Genomic DNA, 25,129 nt, shown 5'->3' with positions numbered 1-25,129 from the left:
GCATGGCGATCCACCAGCTGATACCGAGCTTTGTCCCCGGCGACGCCACCGGGCAGGCCGCGCTGCACCTCCAGCTCCTGCTGCGCCGCATGGGCCACGCGGGCGCGCTGTACGCGGACGAGGTGGGCGCGGGCCTGGAGGGACTGGCCAGCCCGGCCTCCGCGCTGCGGCCGGAGCCCGGGGACCTGGTCCTCTACCACCATGGCATCGCGTCGCCCCTGAGCAGCCGGCTGATGCACCTGCCCTGCCGTCGTGGGGTCGTCTTCCACAACATCAGCCCCGCGCGCTTCTACACGGGCCTGCCGCTGGCGGACGCGCTGGTGGCGGGCCGGGCGCAGCTGGCCGCCATGGCGCCCTTCGCGGACGTGGCCATCGGCGTGTCGGACTTCAACGCGGCGGAGCTGCGCGCCGCGGGCTACGGCAACGTCCACACGGTGCCCCTCTTCATCGAGCCGGAGCGCTTCAGCCACGCCAGCGCGGACGCGAAGCTGCTGGAGCGCCTGTCCGGCCCGGGCCCGGTGCTGCTGGGCGTCAGCCGGGTGATGCCGCACAAGCGCTTCGAGGACCTCCTCACCCTGCACCGTGAGGTGCTGAGGCTGCGGCCCCAGGCGCGCCTGCTGATGGTGGGCGGCTACGAGCCGGGGAGCCGCTACTTCCGCGCGCTGAAGCGCGAGGCGAAGGGCCTGCGCGGCGTGCACTTCCTGGGGCGGCTGAGCCACGCGGAGCTGGTGGCCGCGTACCGCTCCGCGTCCGTCTTCGTTTCCATGAGCGAGCACGAGGGCTTCGGCGTCCCGCTCATCGAGGCCATGGCCGCCGAGGTGCCGGTGCTGGCCTACGGCGCGGCGGCGGTGCCGGAGACGCTCGGGGGCGCGGGGGTGGCCTTCGACCAGAAGCGCTTCGCCTTCCTCGCCGAGCTGGCGGTGGACCTGAGCGAGGACCTGTCGCTGCGCGAGCCCGTCCTCGCGGGCCAGCGGCGCCGGCTGGAGCACTTCTCGGCGGCGTCCGCGCAGCTCGCCCTCTCCCGCGCGCTGGAGGGGCTGCTGCCCCGCCCTGCCCCGCGCCCGCGCAAGGCGCCGAAGCGCCCGCGCGTGGGGCTGGTGGTGCAGCGCTACGGCGAGGTGACGGGCGGCGCGGAGAAGCTGGCCGCGCAGGTGGCCGAGCACCTGACGCCGCACTGGGACATCACGGTGCTGACGACGTGCGCGAAGAACCACCTGTCGTGGGAGAACGTCTTCCCGCCGGGGCCGGACGAGGTGGACGGCGTCAAGGTGCTGCGCTTCCCGTCGACGCGGGTGCGCAACATCCGGGGCTTCAACCGGCTGTCGCGGCAGGTGTTCGACCGGAACAACGAGAGGCTGCGCGAGGAGCAGTGGGTGGCGGAGCAGGGCCCGATGAGCCCGGGGCTGCTGCACCACCTGGCCACCGCGCGCGACGCGTACGACGGCTACCTGTTCTTCACGTACCTGTACGCGCCCACGGTGTGGGGCCTGCCGCTGGTGGCGGACCGGGCCCTGCTGGTGCCCACCACGCACGACGAGGCGCCCATCAAGTTCGGCGTGTACACGGACGTCTTCGAGCGGCCGCGCGCGCTGCTCTGCCTCACGCCGGAGGAGCTGACCATCATCGAGAAGTACTTCCCGCGCCATGCGCGCACGCGGGTGGTGGGCGTGGGGGTGGACCGGCCGAAGGCGGAGGGCGCCCGCTTCCGGGAGAAGCACGGCATCCGCGGGCACTACCTGCTCTACGTGGGGCGGCAGGAGCCGGGCAAGGGCGTGGGCGAGCTGCTCGAGTACCACCAGGCGCTGAAGGCACGGTACGCGGATGCGCCGGACCTGGTGCTGGCGGGCGACACGAACATGGAGCTGTCCGGCGAGGGCGTGCGCTACCTGGGCCGCATCGACGAGCAGGACAAGCACGACGCCCTGGCCGGAGCGCTGGCGGTGGTGGTGCCCTCCCGCTACGAGAGCCTGTCGCTGCTGACGCTGGAGTCCTTCGCGCAGGGCACGCCGGTGCTGGTGAACGGGCGCTCGGACGTGCTGGTGGGCCAGGTGGAGCGCAGCGGGGCGGGCCGGACGTACACGGACCTGGACTCGTTCATCCAGGGCCTGCGCGAGGTGGGTGACGAGCGCGGGCCCCTGGGGAAGCGGGGCCTGGAGTACGTGAAGAAGCAGGGCTGGCCGCAGGTGGTGGCGGCCTATCGCGAAGAGATGGAACGCATCCTCCAGGAGAATCGCCAATGAAGCTGCTGGGACGGGACATCCCCGCGCGGGAGCTCATCTCGCGCATCGAGGAGCGCCTGCGGACGCGAGGCCTCCCCGCGTCGGAGGCAGTGGAGGTCCCCGCCGAGGGCGTGGAGCCCCGGGTGGAGCCGCTGACGTTCAACCTGCACGCGCTGGAGGAGAACGCGGACGCCACGCGCGCGCTGCCGCTGCACACGCACCGGGGCGGCATGGGCCAGCTGGTGCTGGTGGCCAAGTGGGCCTTCCGCAAGTCGTGCCAGGTGTTCATCAACGAGACGCTCGGGCGGCAGCGGGTGTTCAACGGGCACGTGCGGGACTCGTACGCGCAGCTGTCCGCCGAGGTGCTCCGGCTGCGCCGCGAGGTGGCGGAGCTGCGCGCGCGCGATGGTGGCGCGGCGCCCGCGGATGACCGCGAGCCCGTGCCCGCGGTGGCACCGCCCGCGGTGAAGGCTCCGACGCTGGAGCGGGCACCGGCCGCGAAGGAGCCCCCTGCCGCGAAGACCGCCCCCAGGCCCGCGCCCATCGAGCAGCCCTCGCAGCGCGCGGCGCCGGCCCCCACGGCAAAGCCCGCTCCGGCCGGTGGCGCGACTGCGAACGCCGAGCCCTCCACGCGGGCGAGCACCGCGTCCGTGCTGCCCAGCCCCCGCCCCTCGAAGAGGACAGGCGCCTCGAAGTCGCAACCCACGCCGGGGCCCCAGAAGCGTGGCAACACGGGCGCCGCACCGGCCCAGGCGGGCGCGCCCTCACGTGAGCGAGACTCGAAGCGCCCACGCCGTCCGAAGAAGCGGTAGCACGCCGCACGCCTGCTGCAGCGAGGGCGAGCAGGCCTCAGAATTTCGAGGTGCTCGACGCGGACGGCGCCCCATGCGCCCGAGTGCGCCGGCCCGGCCGGACACGGCCTCCAGAGGAGCGCCGACCCACCAGGCCCCGCGCGCTGCAGTGGCGCGCGGATTGCTACCGTGAAGCCCACCATGACCATTCGACGAAGTGTCCTGGTTGCACTCTGGGCCCTGGGCGGCCTCCTGGGCGGCGGGTGTGCCGATGAGACCGAGGCCCCATGCACCGACGGCACCCAGGCCGCATGTGCCGGGGAAGTCCCTGCCCCGGGTGACGCCCCCCTTGCCTCATGTACCGAGGAGCAGGAGGCGCTCGCGCGGCTCAGCGCGGAAGTGAACGCGCTCATCGTGGCGGAGGGGTGCCAGCGGGTGGAGGACTGTCAGGTGGCGGCGCTGGGTGCCAAGCCCTGCGGAGGCCCTTCCAGCTTCGCGCCGTACTGCGGCCCCGCGACCGACGTCACCGCCCTGAATGCCCGGCGCGCCGACCTCGAGCGACAGGCCCGGCGCGTCAACAAGGCCTGTAAGCTGCTCGGGACCTGCGACGTCGACGCCCCACCCACCGTGGTGCTGGACGGCAACCGCTGTGTCGTAGAGGAGGAGCCTTGAGGCGGCGGGGCGTCCGAGGGCCCGTCAGCCCCTGACTCCATCTTCGTGCGGACCCGTCGACAGAAGCCCCGCGCGAGCGCCGCTGGAGGCGCGCCCCTCCAGCGCCCGGGGCCACCTCCGCCAGGCGCCCGCGGCCCCGGTGTCGTTGCATTGACGACCCGGCGGCCCCGTGGTCAAACCGGCCGCGTGGAAGCCCCCTTCATCAGCGTGGCCATCCCCGCCTACAACGAGGGGCAGCGCCTGCCCCGCTTCGTCGCGGAGCTGACGCGCGTGTTCCTCGAGCGCCCGTCGCCCCCGGTGGAGTTCGTCGTGGTGGACGACGGCAGCGCCCCCGAGCACGCCGAGCTCCAGCGCGCGTGTGTCGACGAGGCCCAGGCCCGCCTCACCGCGGCCGGCGCATCCCACCGCTTCACCTACGTGGCCGCGCCGCGCAACCAGGGCAAGGGCTCCGCCATCCGGCTGGGCTGGCGCATCGCCTCCCCGGCGGCCACCTGGCTGGCCTTCCTGGACGCGGACGGCGCCATCAGCGCGGAGGAGCTCCACCGGCTCGTCGCGCTGACCACCAGCGACACCGGGAAGGACGTGGACGTGGTGGCCGGCTCGCGCATCCTCATGGCCGGCCGCCGCGTGGTGCGCAACCTCCACCGCCACCTGCAGGGCCGCGTCTTCGCCACGCTGACGGACTCGAACTTCCACCTGCACTTCTACGACACGCAGTGCGGCGTGAAGCTCATCCGCGCCTCCCTGCTGCGCCCGCTGCTGGACGTGCTGCAGGAGGAGCGCTGGCTGCTCGACATCGAGCTGCTGGTGCTGCTCAAGCGCCAGGGCGCCCGCGCGCTCGAGGTCCCTATCGACTGGGAGGACTTCGGCGGCTCCAAGGTCGTCCCCGGCCTGGATGGGCTGCGCATGTTCTGGGGCCTGGTGAAGCTGCGCAAGCGGCTGGAGCAGGTATCCCTCCCCGCCCCCGAGCCGCGCGCGGGCCTGGAGTCCGGCCCCACCGGCGTCACGGAAAGCGGTACACGGTGACGTAGCTGTCGCTGTGCGCCAGCACGCCGCCCAGCTCCTCCACCACGAAGCGGTGCCGCACGGGGTGGTGATAGTGCGTGACGAACCACTTGTAGTGGTTGTCCTTGAGGAAGCGCCGCATCTGCTCGCGCTCCCCGGGAGTCACCGGCCCCGCGGAGCCATGGAGCGCCTCCAGCGCGCGGAAGATGCGGGACTGCACCAGCTCCGCCTCGCGCACCGGCAGCCGGGACAGGCGCGCGAAGGAGATGGGCTTGCGGTGGTAGAGCTGCTCCCACTGCCCCAGCACGTGGTCGGTGAAGACGGCCGCGGGCATGGGCGCGTCGCGAATCTCGTCGAACACGGGTGGCAGCTCCGGCAGCGCCGGCATGGCCAGGGGCTTGCCCAGGTACTCCACGTTGGGCACCAGCGTCACCGCCAGCGCCGCGGCCAGGCCCGCCCACGCACCATGCCGCGACGACGCCAGCCGCCCCAGGTGCGCGGCCGCGAAGGCCACCAGGACGCCCAGCGCCAGCGTGGTGAGCAGCGCGAAGCGCACCGGCATGCCCCCGCGGGAGAAGAGCGGCACCACGTGCTTGAACACCACGTAGGGCATCGGCACCTGCACCAGCAGTGGCTCCTCGAAGGACGTCAGCGGGGAGAATGACGCCACCAGCGTGCACAGCCCCAGCAGCACCACCACGTCCCGGTGCCACGCGCGGGCGCGCAGCGCGGGGTGCCAGCCCACCACCAACGTCAGCACCAGCAGCAGCAGCGACGGGGAGAGCGCGTCCGAGAGGTGGATGTTGAGCACCGTGCCCATGGACAGCAGCGCGAAGCCCAGCCCCAGCCACGCCCACCGCCGGCCGTCCGGCACGCCGCGCCACAGCGCGAACACGGCCAGCAGCGGCGTCAGCCACCCCAGGAAGGAGCCCGCCTCCTCCGCGTTGGTCGACATCTTCCCGTTCACCACGCCCGTGGCGAACTGCTGGGCCCAGTCCGGCATGGACTCCACCCACCCGGACAGCACGTCCGGCAGGAAGAAGGCGTACAGGTCGGTGAAGTAGTCGGAGTCCCCGTGGTGGATGCCCAGCGGCGCGGGGAACAGGTGCAGCAGCAGCGGCAGCACCGCCGGCACGCAGGCCAGCCCCGCCGCCAGCGCGGCCAGCCCCGCCCGCCGCACGCCCGCGTCCTTCAGCGTCCCCACCGACAGCAGCGGCCCGTGGCGCCAGCGCTCCGCCACCACCCAGACGAAGGAGAAGAGCGCGATGTAGAGCAGGTAGTAGTAGTCACTCAGTATCGTGTAGAGCGCGGCCAGCCCCAGCGCCACCAGCCACCGGCGCCTGCCCTCGTCCAGCCAGCGGAAGAAGAAGTACAGGTAGAGGGGGATGCCCTCCAGCGCGGACAGGTTGAGGTGGGCCGTCGCGTGGCTCTGGTGGTAGCGCGAGAAGGCGAACACGCTCGCGCCCGCCAGCGCCGCCACCACGGCCAGCCCGGGCGCGAAGCCCGCGCGCTCCAGCAGGTAGCGCAAGAGCAGCCAGGCCGTGTACCCCGCCAGCACGAAGGTGCCGAAGAGCACGAGGTTGTAGGCCATCTCCACGGGCATCCACGGCAGCAGCACCACGCCCCACAGCGTCTTTGCCGGTGACAGCGTGTGCCAGTACAGCTCCGCCCCCAGCGGCCAGTGCAGCATCGGCGCGAAGAAGGGGTTCTGCGGCTCCACCCACACCGCCTGGCGCATCCACCAGAGGTGCCACAAGTTCATCAGCACGTCTTCGCGCCCGCCCGCGACGTGCCCCTCCAGCCGCTTCAGCAGCGGCCAGGTGTGGAACGCCGAGAGCAGCGAGAACACCAGCAGCACCAGGGGGTGGAGCAGCCGCCGCAGAAATGGAGACATAGGGAAGGGCTCAGGAGGGCCGCGCCGCGGCCATGAGCATGTTGTCGCCCAGGTTGAACGGGATGGCCCACGCGCTCGGGACTGCGCGCCGCACCCACTCCAGCACCGGCGCCGCCGGCGTGAAGCTCGCGCCCACCTTCCTCAGCAGGTAGTCCGCGGAGATGATGTGCGTGTACGTCCGCGCGTCCGTGACGCGAAAGCCGACGTCCTCCAGCAGCGTCGCCAGGGTGGCGCGGCCGAAGTAGAACAGGTGCATGTCCATCAGCCACGGCCACCGGCCGCCCAGCAGCCTCGCCACGAGACTGCTGGCATCGATGGTGGACAGGTAGACGTGGCCCCCGGGGCGCACCAGCCGGAACACCGCTTCCAGCTCGGCGCGGGGGTCCGCGAAGTGCTCCACCACGTCCCACAGCGTCACCACGTCGTACTGCGCGCCCCGCGCCGCCAGCTCCGCCAGCGGCACCCCGTGCACCGTGAAGCCCAGCGAGCGCGCGTGCCCCGCCGCCCAGCGCGACAGCTCCAGCCCCTCCGGCCGGAAGCCGGCCTCGCGCGCCACGTCCAGGAAGTAGCCGCAGTAGGCGCCCACATCCAGCAGCGTCCGCCCGCGCGCCGGCCCCAGCGCCTCCACCACCTTGCGGAAGGTGTGGTAGCGGTTCTCCTTCTCCGCCACGTAGAGGGGGTCCTCCACGTCCTGGTAGGCCGACAGCAGCTCCTGCGCCGAGCGCATGGGCCACTGGAAGAGCATCCCGCAGTCCCGGCACTCCCAGATGGGGGGGTGGCTGCGGTGCCCGAAAGAGGTGCAGTTGTAGGCGGCCGCGCCCTCCGGCGTCCCCTCCCCGCGCGCCGGGAACCGCAGCCGCAGCCTCCCTCCCCTGCAGAGGTAGCAGGCGGCGGGACTCGAGGCCAGGCGCGGCTCCGGGTGGCGGCGGGTGGCGCGTTCCGTCATGGCCGGGGCACCGTAGCCCCGTGGGGGGCGTACCCACAACACGCCAGGTGGGAGCGGGCCTGACTCCCGGCCCCCTGCCCCTGTCGGCCCGGCGCGTTAGAAGCGAAGCGGGGGCAATCGCTCCCATCGCCGTCCTTCACGGACGGTGACGAGCCCGCTTGCATTCCGGGCGGCTCACCGCGAAATAGGCCTCGCCTGGGAGCCGTTCCTCCAGGCTCCTCCTACACCTTCAGTGACATGCGCGCCTTGACCGACCTGCCCTCCGACTCCGCTTCCTCACTGAACCTGGGCCTGCCGGGCTTCACCTTCGAGGACCTCTACCGCCCGCGCGGCCTGCACCGGCTGACGGAGCGCTTCGACGCGCAGCTCGCTGAAGCCGAGCCCGAGCTCTTCCAGGCCTTCGACGCGTACCGCAAGTCCGGGGGCAAGAGCGTCACCGGCCCCGCCGAGTCGGACCTGCTCATCCGCGTGGCCCGCCACGTGTCGCGCTTCGTCGGCAGGCTCTTCCGCCTGGAGTCCGAGCTGGAGCGGCTCTCCGGCCAGCTGAAGGGCGAGCTGCCCCTCTTCGACTTCAAGCGCGAGTTCATCACCCGCCGCGTCTTCAAGAAGGGCGCCCCGGAGCGGCCGTCGCTCGCCGAGTTCCCCGCGCTGGACGCGCGCATGCGGCTGCTCATGCAGTTGGGCTTCCCGGAGGCGCTGGCCACCGGCGACCTGGAGCGCGGCCTCGCCGAGTCCGTCCTCACGCTGATGGACCTGGAGCGCCTGTTCTCCGGCAGCCTGCCCGCGCAGCTGCAGTCCCAGGCGGAGCCGCTGCGCGCCCGCTGGGCCGCGCTGCGCGCCGTGCTGGTGTCCACGCCCGAGGGCAAGGACGCCTTCGGCTCCAGCCTCGTCACCCACGGCGACGACGCCGCGGAGCTCCAGGCCGTGCGCGCGCTGCTGGCGCTGGCGGACCGCTGGACGTACGCGCGCGCCCTGCACCCGGAGACGAAGGACATCTTCCACGCCTGGCCCACGCACCGGATTCCCAAGCCGCTCGTGTTCGACCAGCTCGTCCAGCTCCACCGCCCGGACCCGGAGCTGCCCGAGGTCGCCGAGGGGCACGAGCACCACCTGCGCCACCGCGACGGCTTCAAGCTCACCGACCGCCGGGGCACCCCGCGCGACGTGATGAACGAGGTGGACTACTGCGTCCTCTGTCACGAGCGCTCGAAGGACTCGTGCTCCAAGGGCTTCCCCGCGAAGGACCCCGTCGCCGAAGGCCACAGCTTCAAGAAGAACCCGCTGGGCATCCCCCTCAACGGGTGCCCGCTCGACGAGCGCATCTCCGAGGCGCACCTGCTCAAGCGCGAGGGCAACTCCGTGGCCGCGCTGGCCATGGTGACGCTCGACAACCCGATGTGCCCGGGCACCGGCCACCGCATCTGCAACGACTGCATGAAGGCGTGCATCTTCCAGAAGCAGGAGCCGGTGAACATCCCCCTGGCGGAGACGGCCACCCTCACCGACGTGCTGGCGCTGCCCTGGGGCTTCGAAATCTACGGCCTGCTCACCCGGTGGAACCCGCTCAACATCCGCCGCCCGTGCGCGCTGCCGTACATCGGCCGCAACGTCATGGTGGTGGGCCTGGGCCCCGCCGGCTACACGCTGTCGCACTACCTGCTCAACGAGGGCTTCGGCGTCACCGGCGTGGACGGCCTCAAGATAGAGCCCTTCCCGGATGACCTGGTGGGCCGCAACGGCCGCGCCCTGCGCCCCATCCGCGACTGGTCCGCGCTCACCAACGAGCTGGACGAGCGCGTGCTGGAGGGCTTCGGCGGCGTGTCCGAGTACGGCATCACCGTGCGCTGGGACAAGAACTTCCTCACCCTCATCCACCTCACGCTGGCGCGCCGCGAGGGCTTCCGCATCTACGGCGGCGTGCGCTTCGGTGGCACGCTGACGATTGAAGACGCGTGGCAGCTGGGCTTCGACCACATCGCCATCGCCGCCGGCGCCGGGCGCCCCACCATCATCGGGATGAAGAACAACCTCATCCGGGGCATCCGCAAGGCGAGCGACTTCCTGATGGCGCTGCAGCTCAGCGGCGCCTTCAAGAAGGACTCGCTGGCCAACCTCCAGGTGCAGCTGCCCGCCATCGTCATCGGCGGCGGCCTCACCGGCATCGACACCGCCACCGAGCTGATGGCGTACTACCCGGTGCAGGTGGAGAAGACGCTGTCACGCCACGAGAAGCTGGTGGCGGACCTGGGCGAGGAGGCCGTGCTGGCCCGCCTGGACGCCGAGGAGCGCGCCACCTACCAGACGTTCCTCGAGCACGGCCGCGCTGTGCGCGCCGAGCGCGAGCAGGCCCACGCGGAAGGCCGCAACCCGGACTTCATCAAGCTGGTGCGCGGCTGGGGCGGCGTGAGCCTCGTCTACCGCCGCGGCCTCACCGAGTCCCCCGCCTACCGCCTCAACCACGAGGAGGTGACGAAGGCGCTGGAAGAGGGCATCCGCTTCATCGAGCGGATGAGCCCGGTGGAGGCCCTGCCGGATGCGACCGGCGCGGTGCGCGCCCTGCGCTTCGAGCGCATGGTGACGGTGGACGGCAAGCTGAAGGGCAGCGGCCAGTTCTTCGAGCTGCCCGCGCGCACGGTGTGCGTCGCCGCCGGCACGTCCCCCAACGTCACCTACGAGAAGGAGTACCCGGGCACGTTCAAGCTGGACGCGCGCGGCGAGTACTTCCAGGGCCACGAGCTGGTGGAGGACGGGGAAGGCTTCAAGCTGCGCTCCGTCGACGCGAAGGAGGACCCGGCCGCGCGCGTGGGCTTCTTCACCTCGTACGAGAAGGACGGCCACCTCATCTCCTTCTACGGCGACAACCACCCCACCTACGCGGGCAACGTGGTGAAGGCCATGGCCAGCGCGAAGGACGGCCACCCCGAGGTGGCGCGCCTGTACGCGAAGGAAGTGGCCTCGCTCGACTTCGGTGACGAGCTGGCCCAGGCCCGGCGCGAGGAGAAGCGGGCCGCGCACTTCGCGAAGCTGGATGACGCCTTCAACGCCACCGTGGTGGCCGTCAACCGCCTGACGCCCACGATTGTGGAGGTGGTGGTGCGGGCGCCGTTCGCGGCCAGCCACTTCGCCCCCGGCCAGTTCTACCGGCTGCAGAACTTCGAGCGGAACGCGCCCGTGGTGGACGGCATGCGCCTCACCATGGAGGGCCTGGCCCTCACCGGCGCGTGGGTGGACAAGGAGAAGGGGCTGATGGGCACCATCGTGCTGGAGATGGGCTCGTCCTCGCGCCTGTGCGCCGCGCTCACCCCCGGCGAGTCCGTCGTCCTGATGGGCCCCACCGGCGCGCCCACCGAAATCGGCCACAACGAGACGGTGGCCCTGGTGGGCGGCGGCCTGGGCAACGCGGTGCTCTTCTCCATCGCCCGCTCGCTCAAGGCGGCCGGCTGCCGCGTCGTCTACTTCGCCGGCTACCGGCAGAAGTCGGACTCGTTCAAGCAGGACGAAATCGAGGCCGGCACGGACCAGATTGTGTGGTCGGTGGACAGCGGGGACACGATTGAGCCGCGGCGTCCGCAGGACTCGGCGTTCCGGGGCAACGTGGTGCAGGCCATGCTGGCCTACGCGGAGAACCGGCTGGGCCCGGCGCCCGTCATCTCCCTGGCCGACGTGGACCGCATCATCGCCATCGGCTCGGACCGGATGATGCGCGCGGTGGCCGAGGCGCGGCACGGCGTGCTCCAGCCGCACCTCAAGCCCGGGCACGAGGCCATCGGCTCCATCAACTCGCCGATGCAGTGCATGATGAAGGAGATCTGCGCCCAGTGCCTCCAGCGGCACGTGGACCCGCTCACCGGCAAGGAGACGTGGGTGTTCTCCTGCTACAACCAGGACCAGCGGCTGGACCAGGTGGACTTCGTCAACCTCAACCAGCGCCTGCGCGGCAACACCGTCATGGAGAAGGTGGCGGACGTCTTCCTGGCGCAGCTGCTCAAGAAGGCGCCGCACCTCAAGCGCGTCTAGCGGCGCCCTGCCCGCTCCCGGGTCTTCAGCGGCGCGTGCCGGTGAAGACCCGGAGCATCTCCTGGTAGTTCTTCATCAGGTCGTCCTCGCGGGTGAGGACCACGTCCACGTTGGCGTCGCCGTACTCGCGGCGGGCGTCGGCCAGCTTCTCGAAGGCCTCCACCTGCCTGCGCATGGAGGCCACCTGGGCCGTCATGCCCTCCTGCTGCTCTGGAGGGAGCTTCGCCTGGAGCGCCTCCAGCTTCTTCAGCTCCTCCTCGTACTGGAGCGTGCGTCCGAGCTGCCGCTGGCTGATGACCGCCGTCACCACCTCGGCGATGCCGTTGACGTCCGCCTCGGTGAGGCCCGCCCGGGCGCGCGCCTCCGCCTCCGCCCTGGCCTTGGCCTCCACCACCTTGAGGCCGTCGCGCGCCGCCGCCAGCGCCTCCGGCGTGCCCGCGTCCACCAGCGCGCCCACGCCCTGCAGGCCCTTGAGCAGCGAGCCGTAGACGTCCAGCATGTGCCGCTGGTAGCCCACGTAGGCGTCCAGCTTGGGCTTCGTCACCGTGTAGGGGCCTTCCGCCACCTCCCCCGTCGCCGGGCCGCCGGTGGCCGCCTCGCCTGCCTCCCCAGCGACCGGGCCCGAGGCCGCCTCCTCCTTCTTACAAGCCGAGAAGGCCAGCGATACCAACAGTCCCCACAGCACCATGCGCATGCGTTCTCCTCCAGACGGGCCGGGGCCGCCGAGTGCTCCCGCCCCTTGCAAGGCTGGAGATGAAGCCCATCTGTCTGTCACGAGAGGCTTGTTCCGGCCACTGAACAATCGCCGCATTACCTTTGACCAACCGGGCCGCGCTCGTGTACGAACCGCGGTCCTGTCGAAAGCGGTGGAGGGACTTTGAGGATTTTCCTGGTTAGGCACGGCGATGCGGACGCGGAGGTCCCCGAGGGTCTCGGCGACGAGGCGCGCGCGCTCACCGCGAAGTCCCGCGCCAGTACCTTCCAACACTTCTCGTCGTTGGCCGAGCGCATGGGGCCGGTGGGGCTCATCCTCACCAGCCCGTTGGTGCGAACGGTCCAGACGGCGCAGTTGCTGTCGTTCGCGACCAGGCACGAGGGGCTGCTGAAGGCGCACCGCTGCCTGCTGCCGGACATGCCGGTGGGCGCGGTGGAGCCGGTCCTCACCGAGCACTCGGATGAGAATCTGGTGCTCGTGGGGCATCAGCCGTCCATGGGCGCGCTGGCGGCGCACCTGCTGGGCATGCAGTCCTTCCCCAAGCCGGTCAACCCGGGCACCGTCATCGCCCTGGAGCGCTCGGAAGGGGAGACGCCGCAGCTCAAGTTCGTGTTCTACGCGGCCCCCGGTCAGCAGGTGCTCGACGTCATCCAGTGAGGCCCGTGCGGCCATGATGGACGAAGCCCGCTACAACCAGCTCGCCTCCGCCGCCTTCAAGCGCATCCTCGCGGCGGCGGATGCCATCGACCCGGACCTCCTGGAAGCCGAGAGCACGGGCGACATGGTGACGCTCACCGCCCGCTCGCGGGAGAAGTGCATCGTCAACACCCAGCGCGCCGTGCGGCAGATCTGGGTGGCCGGGCGGGGCCAGGGCATCCACTTCACGTACGACCTGGCCACCAGCGCCTGGAAGGACGACAAGGGCCGGGGCCTGGAGCTGCTCGCCTTCGTCGCCGACGTGGTGCACGACATCAGCGGCGTGGACTTCGTCTACCCCGGCTGAGGCCGCCCGCCCGCCGCCGGCTCCACCCGGTTGCCGCCGGCCGCCTGCGCCCGGCGCAGGGCCTCGCCCGCCTCCTTGAGCAGGCCCCCGAAGCTGACCTGGGGCTGGGAGGCCGAGGGAGGCGCCTTGCCGCTCGGAGGCTCCGACACGGCCACCCCCACGGAGACGCTCACGTCCGGCAGCGTCCGCGCGGCCTTCATCCGCTCCCGCAGGCGCTCGGCCACCACCAGCGCGCCGGACTTCGGCGTGTGCGGCAGGAACACCACGAAGCGGCTCTCCGCGAAGGGCACCGCCACGTCGATGTCGCGCACGCCCGCCACCAGCACCCCCAGCGCCTCGGCCAGCAGCGCCGTGCGCCCGGCGGGAGACAGGGAGGCGCTGCGCTCCGCGAAGCCGTCCAGCTCCACCAGCAGCACGGCGATGGGGTAGCGGTAGCGCCGGCTGCGCTTCACCTCCATCAGCATCAATCGCTTGAGGAACTCGAAGTCCGGCGACGTCCCCACGGCCACGGCCGGCAGCTCCGGGCGCGTGACGCGGCGCCCCTCGGGCTCCAGCACGGACAGCGTGCCCGGCACCGGGGTGATGGCGAAGCCCATGGAGCGCGACGGGCCGACCGCGGCAGCGGGCCCGGGAGGCGGCGCGACGGGGGCAGGCGCGGGCATGGCGGCCGGCGTCGGGTTGAGGCCGAAGAAGTCCTCGGCGGGAGCGACCAGGCTTGTGGCGACGACCTCGGGCGCCGCCATGGCGCGAGGCATGCCCTCCGGGGGATGTCCGGTGTCGCCCACCCGCGAGCCCGCCTGTTGCCGGGCCGCCTCGCGTTGCACCAGCAGCGCCACGCACGTCAGCACGGTGCCGCGCTTGAGGGGCCCTACGAGGCAGCCGTCCGCGCCCGCCTCGGCGGCGCGCTCATCCGCGTGGTCCTCGTCGGGTGGGTACACCAGCAGGAGCGGGAGGGCGGAGCCACGCGCACGCAGGCCGCGGCACAGCGCCTCGCCGTCCAGCGCGCCCGTCCCAGAGGCCAGCAGCACGTCGGGCGGGCGCTCCCGGGTGAGGCGCAGCGCCTCATCGGCGCCGCCCACCCAGGACACCTCGTGGCCGGCGCCCTCCAGGTACCGGCGCAGCGTGCCGGCCACCGCGGCGGAGGGCTCGGCCAGGAGCACGGAGGACATCAGACCTCCATGACCTCCTTCTCCTTCTTCTTCACGATGTCGTCCACCTGGGAGATGCCGGCATCGGTCTGCTTCTGGACGACCTCGGTGATGCGCTTGTGGTCGTCCTCGGTGATCTTCTTGTCCTTCAGCTGGACCTTGAGCGCCTCGTTGGCATCGCGGCGGACGTTGCGGATGGCGACCTTGTGGTCCTCACCCTTCGTCTTCACCTGCTTGGCGATGTCCTTGCGGCGCTCCTCGGTGAGCGGCGGGAAGGGCAGGCGAATCATCTCCCCGTCGTTCATCGGGTTGATGCCGAGGTTGGCCTCGCGCAGCGCCTTCTCGATTTCCTTCAGGACGCTCTTCTCCCACGGCTTGATGGTGATGAGCCGGGGCTCGGGGGAGTTGACGCTGGCCACGCCCGACAGCGGGGTCGGCGTGCCGTAGTAGTCCACCCGGATGCCGTCCAGGATGGCGGTGCTGGCGCGCCCGGTGCGCACCTTCTGCAGCTCGCGGCGCAGGTCCTCGAGCGTCTTGTCGATGCGGCCCTTCAGTTCGGCGACGACGTCTCCACTCATTGCGGTCTCTCCTTGAGTGCTTGCCGGCGGCGTGCGTCCGGGCTCAGGCCCAGACAGTCTCGGTACCGCCCACCAGCGTACCAATCTCCCCGTTGCCCAGCACCGCGCGGCCGATGTTCCCACGCACGGTCATGTCGAAGACGATGAGGGGAAGCTTGTTGTCCATGCACAGCGAGATGGCCGTGGAGTCCATCACATTGAGGTTCTGCCGCAGCACATCCATGTACGTCAGCGCGCGGTAGCGGCGCGCGGTGGGGTCCTTCTTCGGGTCGGCGCTGTAGATGCCGTCCACCTTCGTCGCCTTGAGGATGACGTTGGCGTTGATTTCCATGGCGCGCAGCGAGGCGGCGGTGTCCGTCGTGAAGTACGGGTTGCCGGTGCCCGCGGCGAAGATGACGACGCGGCCCTTCTCCAGGTGGCGCACCGCGCGCCGGCGGATGTAGGGCTCGGCAATCTGCTCCATCTTGATGGCCGACAGCACCCGCGTGTGCATGCCCTTCTTCTCCAGGGCGTCCTGCATGGCCATGGAGTTGATGCAGGTGGCCAGCATCCCCATGTAGTCCGCGCTGGCGCGGTCCATGCCCTCGGTGGCGCCCGCGACGCCGCGGAAGATGTTGCCGCCGCCGATGACGAGGGCCACCTCCACGCCGGCCTGCACCACCTCGATGACCTCCTCCGCGATGGCGGTGAGCGTGGGCGGATGGATGCCGTACTTCCCTTCGCCCATCAGGGCCTCGCCCGAGAGCTTGAGGAGGATGCGCTTGTAACGGAGGGGGCTCTTGGTGTCGGAGGACATGCGCCACCGCTTGTATCCCCCGTCCCGCGCTCGATCAACGGCCGAGTCGGCTTCCCCACCCCGCATCGTCCGCTGTCGGTCGCACGGGCGGGGTCCGCCCGCAAAGGCGAGGGCCGCGTCGCCCGGCTCCCCCTGGGGGTACCCGTGCGCGCGGCCCTCACTCCTGCCGTCGTCCTGCCTCATGGCCCCCGAACAGGGGCCGCCGGCACTACGCCTGGCCCAGCGTCTTGGCGACCTCGGCGGCGAGGTCGTCCTTCTGCTTGGCGATGCCCTCGCCGACCTCGTACCGGACGAAGCGGCGCACGGTGACCTTCTCGCCAATCTTCGCGGCGCGCTCGGTGATCATCTCACCGACCTTCTTCTTGTCGTCCTTCACCCAGAGCTGGTCCACGAGGCAGACGCCCTCGTAGTACTTCTCCATCTTCCCGACGAGAATCTTGTCCAGCATCGCCTCGGGCTTGCCCTGCTGCTTGAGCAGCTCGCGCTGGATTTCCTTCTCCTTGTCCAGGTTGTCCGTCGGCACTTCCTCGCGGCGGACGTACTTGGGGCTGGCCGCGGCAACCTGCATGGCCACGTCCTTCACCAGGTCCTGGAAGTCCGGGTTGCGGGCGACGAAGTCCGTCTCGCAGTTGACCTCGACGATGACGCCGATGCGGCCACCGTGGAGGTAGGTGCCGATGAGGCCCTCCGAGGCCACGCGGCCTTCCTTGCCGGCCTGACGGGAGATGCCCTTCTTGCGCAGCCACTCCTCGGCCTTCGCGAAGTCACCGGCGCTCTCGGCGAGCGCCTTCTTGCAGTCCATCAAGCCCGCGCCGGTCCGCTCGCGGAGCTCCTTCACCATCTGGGCGCTGACCTCGGCCATTGTCGTCTCCAGGCTCCGCCGCTACGTGGGCGCCAGGCGCCGGGCGGAGCATTGGGGTTGAAAAAGGGGTACGTCGCTACACGGGAAACACAGACGGCCGGGTAGCAGGCGTTTCTGACGCCACCCGGCCGCCTCGAAGCAGGTGAGGAAGGGACGACTACTCGGCCGCGGGGGCCTCGCCGCCACCCTCGGCACCACCCTCGGCGGCCGGCTGCTCGGCGGCGACGGGGGCGCCCTTCATCTCCACGAGAGGACCGCGGCGCTCGCCGCCACGGTCACCACCGCGGTCACCGCCACGGCGGTCGTCGCGGCGGTCGCCACGGCGCGGGCCCCGGCGGTCATCGCGGCGGTCGCCACGGTCGTCACGGCCCTCGCGCTCCTCCTGCTCGTCGCGGTCGGCGGCGCCCGAGGCGCGGTAGCGGGCCGCACCCTCGAGGCAGGCCTCGGCGATCTTCGAGGTGAAGAGCTTGATGGAGCGGATGGCGTCGTCGTTGCCCGGAATCACGAAGTCGATGCCGTCCGGATCGCAGTTCGTGTCGACCAGGCCGATGACCGGGATGCCGAGGCGGCTCGCCTCGTGGATGGCGATGTGCTCCTTCTTCGGGTCGATGACGAAGACGCAGCGGGGCAGCTTCGACATCTCCTTCACGCCGCCCAGGTTCTTCTCCAGCTTCTCGCGCTCACGCTCGAGCTGGGCGACCTCCTTCTTGGGAAGGCGGTCGAACGTCCCGTCCTCGGACATCTTCTCCAGCGTCTTCAGCCGGTCGATGCCCTGCTTGATGGTCTTGAAGTTGGTCAGCGTGCCGCCCAGCCATCGGCTGGTGACGAAGAACTGACCGGCGCGCGCGGCCTCCTCGCGGATGACGTCCTGCGCCTGCTTCTTGGTGCCCACGAAGAGCACCGAGCCACCACGCGCGGTGATGTCCGCCACGAAGCGGAACGCCGAGCGGGCCATGTTGACCGTCTTCTGCAGGTCGATGATGTAGATGCCGTTGCGGGCACCGAAGATGTAGGGCTTCATCTTCGGGTTCCAGCGCTTGGTCTGGTGGCCGAAGTGAACACCGGCCTCCAGCAGCTGCCGCATCGTGATGCCGCTCGTGGCGGCCATCGCCTGTCCCTGCGTCTGCGTGTCCTGCGTTTCCATGTGAGTCTCTCTCCGGTTGTCGTCCGCCACGCTCGTCATGCTCCAGTCGTGACGACCGGGGGGAGTCCCTCTCCGAGGAGAGGCCCTCCACCCACGGAGGCACCGGCGACCGGCACGAGCGTGTGTGTAGTGGTTGCTACGAGGGTGAAATACTCCCTCACCCCATACCCAGGGGCCGGGGGTCCTTAACAGAACCCTTCCGCACGGCGCAAGCTTCACGGCACGGGGAGTGCCAGTGCGGACGGACAGCGCCTGCCTGCCCTCCGGGCCGCAGGGCACACCCCACTTGGCAGGGTGGACGCCAGAAACACCACCGGCGCGGTAGCCGCCCCCTGGCGAGGGGACGACGCCGCGCCGGCGTCCTGCCACCTGGGCGTCCAGGGGGGCCTTCGCCTAGGCGTTGGCCTCCGCGGCACCGTGGCACTTCTTGTACTTGCGACCGCTGCCGCAGGGGCACGGGTCGTTGCGGCCCACGCGGGGGCCGTCCGACTTGGCGGCCGCCGGCCGGGCCGCCGCGGCGACGGAGGCCTCGTCCAGCTTGCCATCCGCGGTGCCGCGCCCCTCCACCGCGCGCTTCTGCTGCTGCGCGAGCTGGCGCTGGATACGGGCGGCCTCCTCCGCGGCGTTGCTCGCGGAGCGGGGCTGGACCTGCATGAGCTGGGTGACGAACTGGGCCTTGATGGCGGAGAGCATCTGGATGAAGCCCTGGTAGCCCTCCTTCTTGTACTCCTGCTTCGGGTCCTTCTGGCCATAGCCGCGCAGGCCGATGCCCTGGCGCAGGTGGTCCATGGCCAGCAGGTGGTCCTTCCAGAGCCGGTCGATGGTCGCCAGGTAGTTGTACTGGAGGAAGCGCATGAAGTTCTCGCCGAACTCCTCCTCGCGCGCCTTGAAGACCTTCTCCGCCGCCTTGTAGATGTGCTCCTGGAGCTCCTCGCGGCTGCCCACGCCCTCGAAGCCCATCTCCAGGTTGAAGGTGTCCTTCACGCCCTGCTGCAGCGCGGACATGTCCCAGCCGTCCACGCCGCGGGTGGGCGCGTACGTGTCCGTGAGGGACACGATGGCGTCCTCCATGGAGTCCAGCACCAGCTCGCGGAAGTCGTCCCAGCTCACCGTCCGCTCGGAGCGGCTCTTCACGCGAGTCTTGGGGTCCTCCGTGTACTCCACCAGCGGCACGCCTGCGCCGGCGGCCAGCACCTGGCGGCGCAGCTTGTAGATGGTGCGCCGCTGCTGGTTCATCACATCGTCGTACTCGAGCAGATTCTTGCGGATGTCGAAGTTGTGGCCCTCGACGCGCTTCTGGGCGCCCTCAATCGCACGCGACAGCCACACGTGCTCGATGACCTCGCCCTCCTCCATGCCCAGCCGCTCCATCAGGCCCTGGATGCGCTCGGACCCGAAGATGCGCATCAGGTCGTCCTCGAGCGACAGGAAGAAGCGGCTGGCGCCCGGGTCGCCCTGGCGGCCGGCGCGGCCACGCAGTTGGTTGTCCACGCGGCGCGACTCGTGGCGCTCGGTGCCGATGATGAACAGGCCTCCGGCCGCCATCACCTCCTCGCGCTCCTTCTTCGTCTGCTCCTCGAGCTTCACCTTGGTGTCGGCGAGCTTCTTCTCCCAGTCCGCCACGGCCTGCTGGTACGCCGTCAGGTCCGGCTGCCCCTCCGGGGTCAGCGGGGGCTGCTCGGGCGGCTCCGGCGGCGGGCCCACCTGCGCCTTGGCCATCACCTCCGCGTTGCCGCCCAGGAGGATGTCCGTGCCGCGGCCGGCCATGTTGGTGGAGATGGTGACGGCGCCCTTGCTGCCCGCCTGCGCGACGATGTCTGCCTCGCGCTGGTGCTGCTTGGCGTTCAGCACGTTGTGGGGGATGCCGCGCTTCTTGAGGAAGTTGGCCACCACCTCGCTCTTGGCGATGGACACCGTGCCCACCAGCACCGGCTGCCCCGCCTTGTGCAGCTCCTCAATCTGCGCCGCCACCGCCTCGAACTTCTCGCGCTCCGTCTTGTAGACCACGTCCTGCAGGTCCTTGCGGATGTTGGCGCGGTTGGTGGGGATGACGCGCACGTCGAGGTTGTAGATCTTCGCGAACTCCTCCGCCTCCGTGTCCGCGGTGCCCGTCATGCCGGACAGCTTGGAGTACATGCGGAAGTAGTTCTGGAACGAGATGGTCGCCAGCGTCTGGTTCTCGTTCTCGATCTTCACGCCCTCCTTGGCCTCGATGGCCTGGTGGAGGCCGTCCGACCAGCGGCGTCCCGGCATCTGCCGGCCGGTGAACTCGTCGACGATGACGACCTCGCCGTCCTTCACGACGTAGTCCTTGTCGCGCTTGTAGAGCGTGTGCGCGCGCAGGGCCTGGTCCACGTGGTGGAGCGTCTCGATTTCGCCCGGCTCGTACAGGTTTCCCACGCCCAGCCGCTTCTGGAGCTTCTCGATGCCCTCGTCCGTGAGGGACACGGCGCGGTGCTTCTCGTCCAGGGTGTAATCCTGGTCCGGCACCAGCCCGGGGATGACCTGGTCCACCCGGTAGTACTTGTCCGTGCTGTCCTCGGTGGGGCCGGAGATGATGAGCGGCGTGCGGGCCTCGTCGATGAGGATGGAGTCCACCTCGTCGACGATGGCGTAGTTCAGCTCGCGCTGGACGTAGTCCTGCAGGCGGAACTTCATGTTGTCGCGCAGGTAGTCGAAGCCGAACTCGTTGTTCTGCCCGTAGGTGATGTCCGAGCGGTACGCCTCCTGCCGCTGCTTGTCCGTCAGCTCGTGCAGGACGCAGCCCGTCGTCATGCCCAGGAAGCGGTAGACGCGCCCCATCCACTCCGCGTCGCGGCGGGCGAGGTAGTCGTTCACCGTCACCACGTGCACGCCACGCCCGGACAGCGCGTTGAGGTAGCAGGGCAGCGTCGCCGTCAGCGTCTTGCCTTCACCGGTGCGCATCTCCGCGATGCAGCCCTCGTGGAGGAACATGCCGCCGATGAGCTGCACGTCGTAGTGGCGCTGGCCGATGACGCGGCGCGCCGCCTCGCGGGTGATGGCGAAGGCCTCGAACAGCATGTCGTCCAGCGACCTGCCGTTCTGCACCTCCTGCTTCAGGCGCGCGGTCTCCTTCGCGAAGTCCTCGTCCTTGAGGGCCCGCATCCGGGTCTCCAGCTCGTTGACACGAGCCACCTTCCCGTGGGCCTTCTTGAGCTCGCGCTCATTCTTGGTCCCAATGAGCTTCTTCAGCGTCCATTCGATCATTCGGTCGGCTCTCTCGCGCCGGAGAATCCTCGAAGGACGGCGGCGAGTGAAGGGAAATCCCAGGAGATGTAAGGGAGAAACGGTTGGAAACCACGCGCGGCCTCCGAAACTTCCACTCGGACGGTCGCTCACCACGCAGCGGCTCAGAGTAAAGCGGAACCGAGCACACGCAATGTCCCCTACGCGAAATCAACGCCGCAGGCCGGGCGCCCCTTCTCCCCGAAACGCGCCCCGCCGCCCTGCCCGCCCCCAGGCCCCCGGCGGTCGCCCGGGCCCTGCCCCGGCGGGCAAGCAGCCTTCCCGGGCCGCGCCTCCCGCCCCCAGTCCCCGGGCTCCCGCCCGGGCGAAGGTGCCGCCCATGCCCTCGCAGACGCTGGCCGCGCGTCCAGGGCACTGGCTGTGGACCTGCCGTGCGGGCTTCGAGTCGCACCTCTACGAGGAGCTGGAGTGGGCGGGCGCGCACCCCCGCCTGCTCGGCGAGGCCCTGGTGGAGAGCGAGGCCGTCACCGGCCTCACCCCCGCCTTCGCGCGCGCCGGCTACCGCGTGGCCGTGACGCTGGCGGGACGCACGCCGGACGAGGTGGCGGAGGCCGCGGCGAAGGCCGTGCTCGCCCTGCCCGGCCGCTCGCCCTGGGTGGTGCAGGCCTTCACGCCGGACACGCCGCGCGGCAACGCGCTGACGGCGCCCGCGGAGGCGCTGGAGGCGGCGGTGCACGCCCGGCTCCCCTCGGAGCGGCTGGTGGAGGACGCGCAGCGGGCGCGCGAGTCGGGCGCCCTGGTGGTGGGCCTGTGCGTGGCGCCGGACGGGGTGACGGTGGTGGGCGCGGTGCACGCGCGCGAGGCGCTGTCCCTGGCGGCGGGCGGACGGCGGCGCATGAAGCGCGCCGGAGAGTCCCCCTCGCGCGCGGCCATGAAGCTGGAGGAGGCGCTCGACGGGCTGGCCTTCGAGCCCGGGCGCGGGGACGTCTGCGTGGACCTGGGCGCGGCGCCCGGCGGGTGGACGCAGCGACTGGTGGCGCGCGGCGCGCGGGTGGTGGCGGTGGACCCGGCGAAGCTGATGCCGGAGCTGGCCGCCAACCGGCGCGTCCAGCACGTGCAGCAGAGCGCCTTCGCCTACGCGCCCGACGAGCCGGTGGACTGGCTCTTCTGCGACATGGCCTGGCGGCCCCTGGAGGTGGCGCAGCTGCTGGCGAAGTGGGGCCGCAAGAACTGGGCGCGCCACCTGGTGGCCAACATCAAGCTGCCGATGAAGGACAAGAACCCCGTCCTGCTGCGCGTGCGCCACACCCTGACGGCGGAGGGAGGCTGGGAGGGCCTCACCGTCCGCCAGCTCTACCATGACCGGGACGAGGTGACGGTGACGGCCCACCGCATGAAGTGAAGCGCCTGCGCGGGGGCCCGGGACGCGCTACACAAGGGGCGCGATGCCCTACCCCCTCGACGACGCCACCGCCACCGCCCTCATCGCCCTGAACCCGTGGGTGCTCCAGCGCCACCGGGACGCGCCCGTGCAGGCCGCGGTGGAGCTGCTCCTCCAGGCGGAGCAGGCCCGCCGGGGCCACCCGGACGCGAAGACGGGCGCCCTCCAGGTGCCCGCCCTCACCCAGGGCAGCCTCCTGAAGGAGGAGTACGACTTGTCCACGCACGCGCACCACGACGGGTGGCGCGTGGGGGCCGTCATCGCCGACGTGCAGGGCATGATTCACGTCAACGCGCGCTTCGGCTTCGCCACCGGGGACGCGGTGCTGCGCGCGACCGCGGAGTCCCTCGCCGCGCAGTACCCCGGCGCGAAGGTGCTGCGCGTGCACCCGGACGCCTTCGCCGCGCTGCTGGTGCCCACCTCGCAGCTCACCGTGCGCGAGGACCTGGACGTCCCCACGCAGGAGCGCCTGGCCCGCGACGTGCGCCGCGTGCTGCCCGAGGGCACGCCCGACGCGGACGTGCCGGCGTGGACGGTGAGCCTGCTGGAGCTGACGGTGGATGCGCCCTCGCACTGGCAGGTGCTGGGGCCGCTGGTGTGGGCGGAGCTGGAGCGCACCCACGTCATGGTGCGAACCGGGCGCTCCAGCGGGCTGCAGCGCCGCCGCCTGCGCCTGGATGGCTTCGTCCCCGCGCCCGCCACGCCCTGAAGAGGACTCCGGGGGCAGGCGCGGAAAGAAGGCCGCGAGAGGAGGCTACTCCTCGAGGATGAACTTGCGCGGGTTCTGGGGAATCCCGTTGACGCGGACCTCATAGTGGAGGTGCGGGCCGGTGGAGCGGCCGGTGTTGCCGACGGCGGCGATGAGCGCGCCGCGCTTCACCTTGTCGCCGGCCTTCACCAGCATCTTCGCCAGGTGGCCGTAGCGCGTCTTGATGCCGTAGCCGTGGTCGATGACGAGCACGTTGCCGTAGCCGCCCTCGAGCCCCGCGAACACCACCGTGCCGTCCGACGGGGAGTAGATTTCCTTCCCGTGCGGCGCCGCGATGTCGATGCCGGCGTGCATGACGCGGTCGGCGGTGTACGGATCCAACCGCGAGCCGAAGTCGCTCGTCACCCAGCCGCGCGCGGGCCAGACGGACGGCGTGGAGGCCAAGAGCGACTTCTGGTCCTGGAAGTACGCCTGCAGCTCCTGGAGGCTCTGCTCCTGACGGGTGGCCTCCGCGCTCAGCCTGTCCAGCCGGCCCAGCAGCGCCTTGGGCGTCTCCGTGGTGGTGAGCTGGGTGAACTGGGTGGCCGTCGTCGGCGCCGTGGTGCCCGCCTCGGGCTCCGTGGGGCCCATGGCCAGGTTGCGCTGCGGGTCCGACAGCAGCGTCACCGCGCGCAGCTTCTGGTCGAACCGCTCCACCCTGTCCAGCGTGGAGCCGATGTGCTCGATGCGCTCGCGCACCGACTTGAGCTGCGAGCGCAGCGTGAGGTTCTCCTCACGGAGGATGCGGTTCTCCGAGGCGTCCGCCGCCACCTGGAAGTAGTGGATGCTCGCACCCGCCGACAGTCCCACCACCAACATCAGCCCCATCCCCACCTGCATGAGGAAGGACCGCTGGATGGTGTACCGCTTCACCGGAGCGTCATGATCCGGGATCACCATCAGTGTGAAGGACTTTTTCGCCACGGGACCGCTCCCCTGCTTTGCGTGGGACTTCTGGCGCGACAAGCTAAGTCGCTTGCTCTCGCGCAACACCTCCCCCCGCCACTCCACCCCCCCACTCCGTCTCCCAGAGGCGTTTCGCCGTTACTGGAAACGTTGGGGCAGCTACCATTCGCATTCCAAGAGTGTCAAGGTCAACAGACCCGATGGGCGAGTCTGTGGCCACTTGGAGTCAGCCCGGACTCAGGCTTCGACGCCCACCACGATGACGGTGATGTTGTCGTCCCCTCCCCGCTCGTTGGCGAAGTCGACGAGGCGCTTGGGCACCTCGTCCAGACTGCGCGCCTTGGACACCACGTCGTGGATTTCCCGGTCCTCGAGCATGTTGGCGAGGCCGTCCGAGCAGAGGAGGAAGACGTCACCGGGCTCGGACACCAGCCCCATCACGTCCACCTGCACCTCCTCCTCGAAGCCGACGGAGCGGGTGATGATGTTCTTGTAGCGGGAGTGCTTGGCCTCCTCGGGGGTAATCATCCCGGCCTTGATCTGCTCGTTGACCAGGGAGTGGTCCTCGGAGATCTGCTGGATGAGGTCGCCGCGGATGAGGTACGCCCGGCTGTCGCCCACGTGGGCGAAGAAGGCGTGCTCGTCGCGGACCACCAGGGAGATGACGGTGGTCCCCATGCCCGACAGCCGCGCGTCCTCCTGCGCGGCGGTGAAGATGGCCAGACAGGCCTTCTCCACGGCGGTGCGCAGGGACTCGGGGAGGGGCGAATCCTGGAGGTTGGGCACGGAGAGGAAGGGGTTGTCCTTCCCCTCCCGCGCTCTGCGCATCTCCTTGTCGATGGTCTCCACGGCGATGCGCGACGCGGTGCCACCGCCCGCGTGGCCGCCCATTCCGTCCGCGACGACATAGAGCTGCAGCTCGTCATCAATGAGGAAGCTGTCCTCATTGTGATTGCGCTTGCGCCCGACGTCCGTCAGGCCGGCGGAGACAATTTTGAGGCGGGAGGCCGCGGTCTGCCCTGCGGTGCTGGACACAG

Annotated in this window: 20 protein-coding genes; 9 read left to right on the top strand and 11 right to left on the bottom strand. The window is 70.7% G+C overall.

What is annotated here, in order from left to right; all coding sequences use genetic code 11:
- Positions 1-2: 2 nt before the first annotated feature.
- The 4 genes from LXT23_RS24295 to LXT23_RS24280 all read left to right on the top strand — a co-directional run bounded on the left by LXT23_RS24295 (position 3) and on the right by LXT23_RS24280 (position 4,708).
- Positions 3-2,240 (top strand): glycosyltransferase family 4 protein, encoded by a 2,238-nt coding sequence (locus LXT23_RS24295; RefSeq protein WP_253982662.1) that lies wholly within the window; start codon positions 3-5, stop codon positions 2,238-2,240.
- Complete coding sequence (locus LXT23_RS24290) at positions 2,237-3,031, top strand: hypothetical protein (protein WP_253982661.1); 795 nt, start codon at positions 2,237-2,239, stop codon at positions 3,029-3,031. Before LXT23_RS24295 ends, LXT23_RS24290 begins: the two co-directional genes overlap by 4 nt.
- A 180-nt stretch (positions 3,032-3,211) precedes the next feature.
- Positions 3,212-3,682, top strand: coding sequence for a hypothetical protein (locus LXT23_RS24285; protein ID WP_253982660.1), 471 nt, complete (start codon positions 3,212-3,214; stop codon positions 3,680-3,682).
- 186 nt (positions 3,683-3,868) lie between these two features.
- On the top strand, positions 3,869-4,708 hold the full coding sequence (locus tag LXT23_RS24280) for a glycosyltransferase (RefSeq protein WP_253982659.1): 840 nt from the start codon (positions 3,869-3,871) through the stop codon (positions 4,706-4,708).
- On the opposite strand, the gene LXT23_RS24275 is transcribed toward LXT23_RS24280, so the two are convergent.
- Both LXT23_RS24275 and LXT23_RS24270 read right to left on the bottom strand, forming a co-directional pair.
- Positions 4,686-6,581 carry a hypothetical protein gene (locus LXT23_RS24275; RefSeq protein WP_253982658.1) on the bottom strand — a complete coding sequence of 632 codons (1,896 nt, stop codon included), beginning with the start codon at positions 6,579-6,581 and terminating at the stop codon, positions 4,686-4,688. The two genes, LXT23_RS24280 and LXT23_RS24275, sit on opposite strands and share 23 nt — an antisense overlap.
- 10 nt (positions 6,582-6,591) lie before the next feature.
- Positions 6,592-7,527, bottom strand: a complete 936-nt coding sequence (locus LXT23_RS24270; RefSeq protein ID WP_253982657.1) for a class I SAM-dependent methyltransferase — start codon at positions 7,525-7,527, stop codon at positions 6,592-6,594.
- Positions 7,528-7,764: 237 nt separating this feature from the next.
- On the opposite strand from LXT23_RS24270, the gene LXT23_RS24265 reads away from it, so the two are divergent.
- The gene (locus tag LXT23_RS24265) at positions 7,765-11,544 is read left to right on the top strand and encodes an FAD-dependent oxidoreductase (RefSeq protein ID WP_253982656.1); all 3,780 of its coding nucleotides are present in this window, start codon (positions 7,765-7,767) and stop codon (positions 11,542-11,544) included.
- Positions 11,545-11,569: 25 nt separating this feature from the next.
- Here the strand turns inward: LXT23_RS24265 and LXT23_RS24260 are convergent, their stop codons facing one another.
- Positions 11,570-12,238, bottom strand: a complete 669-nt coding sequence (locus LXT23_RS24260) for a hypothetical protein (protein ID WP_253982655.1) — start codon at positions 12,236-12,238, stop codon at positions 11,570-11,572.
- Positions 12,239-12,421: 183 nt separating this feature from the next.
- Here LXT23_RS24260 and LXT23_RS24255 point away from each other — a divergent pair, with 183 nt between their 5' ends.
- Entirely contained in the window at positions 12,422-12,916 is a 495-nt protein-coding gene (locus LXT23_RS24255) for a SixA phosphatase family protein (RefSeq protein ID WP_253982654.1), read from the top strand.
- Positions 12,917-12,929: 13 nt separating this feature from the next.
- Positions 12,930-13,262, top strand: a complete 333-nt coding sequence (cyaY, locus tag LXT23_RS24250) for an iron donor protein CyaY (protein WP_253982653.1) — start codon at positions 12,930-12,932, stop codon at positions 13,260-13,262.
- Here cyaY and LXT23_RS24245 read toward each other — a convergent pair.
- The 6 genes from LXT23_RS24245 to secA all read right to left on the bottom strand — a co-directional run bounded on the left by LXT23_RS24245 (position 13,250) and on the right by secA (position 21,018).
- Complete coding sequence (locus LXT23_RS24245) at positions 13,250-14,431, bottom strand: diguanylate cyclase (protein ID WP_253982652.1); 1,182 nt, start codon at positions 14,429-14,431, stop codon at positions 13,250-13,252. The genes cyaY and LXT23_RS24245 overlap by 13 nt on opposite strands.
- A complete protein-coding gene (frr, locus tag LXT23_RS24240) occupies positions 14,431-14,988 on the bottom strand; it encodes a ribosome recycling factor (RefSeq protein WP_253982651.1) in 558 nt (185 codons plus the stop codon). Before frr ends, LXT23_RS24245 begins: the two co-directional genes overlap by 1 nt.
- Positions 14,989-15,031: 43 nt before the next feature.
- Positions 15,032-15,784, bottom strand: coding sequence for a UMP kinase (gene pyrH / locus LXT23_RS24235; protein ID WP_253982650.1), 753 nt, complete (start codon positions 15,782-15,784; stop codon positions 15,032-15,034).
- A 208-nt stretch (positions 15,785-15,992) separates the two neighbouring features.
- Complete coding sequence (gene tsf, locus LXT23_RS24230) at positions 15,993-16,646, bottom strand: translation elongation factor Ts (protein ID WP_253982649.1); 654 nt, start codon at positions 16,644-16,646, stop codon at positions 15,993-15,995.
- A 157-nt stretch (positions 16,647-16,803) separates the two neighbouring features.
- Complete coding sequence (rpsB, locus tag LXT23_RS24225; RefSeq protein WP_253982648.1) at positions 16,804-17,790, bottom strand: 30S ribosomal protein S2; 987 nt, start codon at positions 17,788-17,790, stop codon at positions 16,804-16,806.
- A 393-nt stretch (positions 17,791-18,183) separates the two neighbouring features.
- Complete coding sequence (secA, locus tag LXT23_RS24220) at positions 18,184-21,018, bottom strand: preprotein translocase subunit SecA (protein WP_253982647.1); 2,835 nt, start codon at positions 21,016-21,018, stop codon at positions 18,184-18,186.
- 358 nt (positions 21,019-21,376) lie between these two features.
- Here secA and rlmM point away from each other — a divergent pair, with 358 nt between their 5' ends.
- The gene (gene rlmM, locus LXT23_RS24215) at positions 21,377-22,399 is read left to right on the top strand and encodes a 23S rRNA (cytidine(2498)-2'-O)-methyltransferase RlmM (RefSeq protein WP_253982646.1); all 1,023 of its coding nucleotides are present in this window, start codon (positions 21,377-21,379) and stop codon (positions 22,397-22,399) included.
- A 43-nt stretch (positions 22,400-22,442) separates the two neighbouring features.
- The gene (locus tag LXT23_RS24210) at positions 22,443-23,147 is read left to right on the top strand and encodes a nucleotidyl cyclase domain-containing protein (RefSeq protein WP_253982645.1); all 705 of its coding nucleotides are present in this window, start codon (positions 22,443-22,445) and stop codon (positions 23,145-23,147) included.
- A gap of 45 nt (positions 23,148-23,192) precedes the next feature.
- Here LXT23_RS24210 and LXT23_RS24205 read toward each other — a convergent pair whose 3' ends face one another.
- Together LXT23_RS24205 and LXT23_RS24200 are read right to left on the bottom strand one after the other, a co-directional pair.
- Positions 23,193-24,110 carry a M23 family metallopeptidase gene (locus LXT23_RS24205; protein WP_253982644.1) on the bottom strand — a complete coding sequence of 306 codons (918 nt, stop codon included), beginning with the start codon at positions 24,108-24,110 and terminating at the stop codon, positions 23,193-23,195.
- 219 nt (positions 24,111-24,329) lie between these two features.
- Positions 24,330-25,127 (bottom strand): Stp1/IreP family PP2C-type Ser/Thr phosphatase, encoded by a 798-nt coding sequence (locus LXT23_RS24200; protein ID WP_253982643.1) that lies wholly within the window; start codon positions 25,125-25,127, stop codon positions 24,330-24,332.
- Positions 25,128-25,129 lie beyond the last annotated feature (2 nt).

Source organism: Pyxidicoccus xibeiensis, assembly GCF_024198175.1.
GTDB classification, from domain to species: domain Bacteria; phylum Myxococcota; class Myxococcia; order Myxococcales; family Myxococcaceae; genus Myxococcus; species Myxococcus xibeiensis.
The sequence above is the reverse complement of the archived record's forward strand: the minus strand, read 5'-3'. Positions and strand labels throughout refer to the sequence as shown.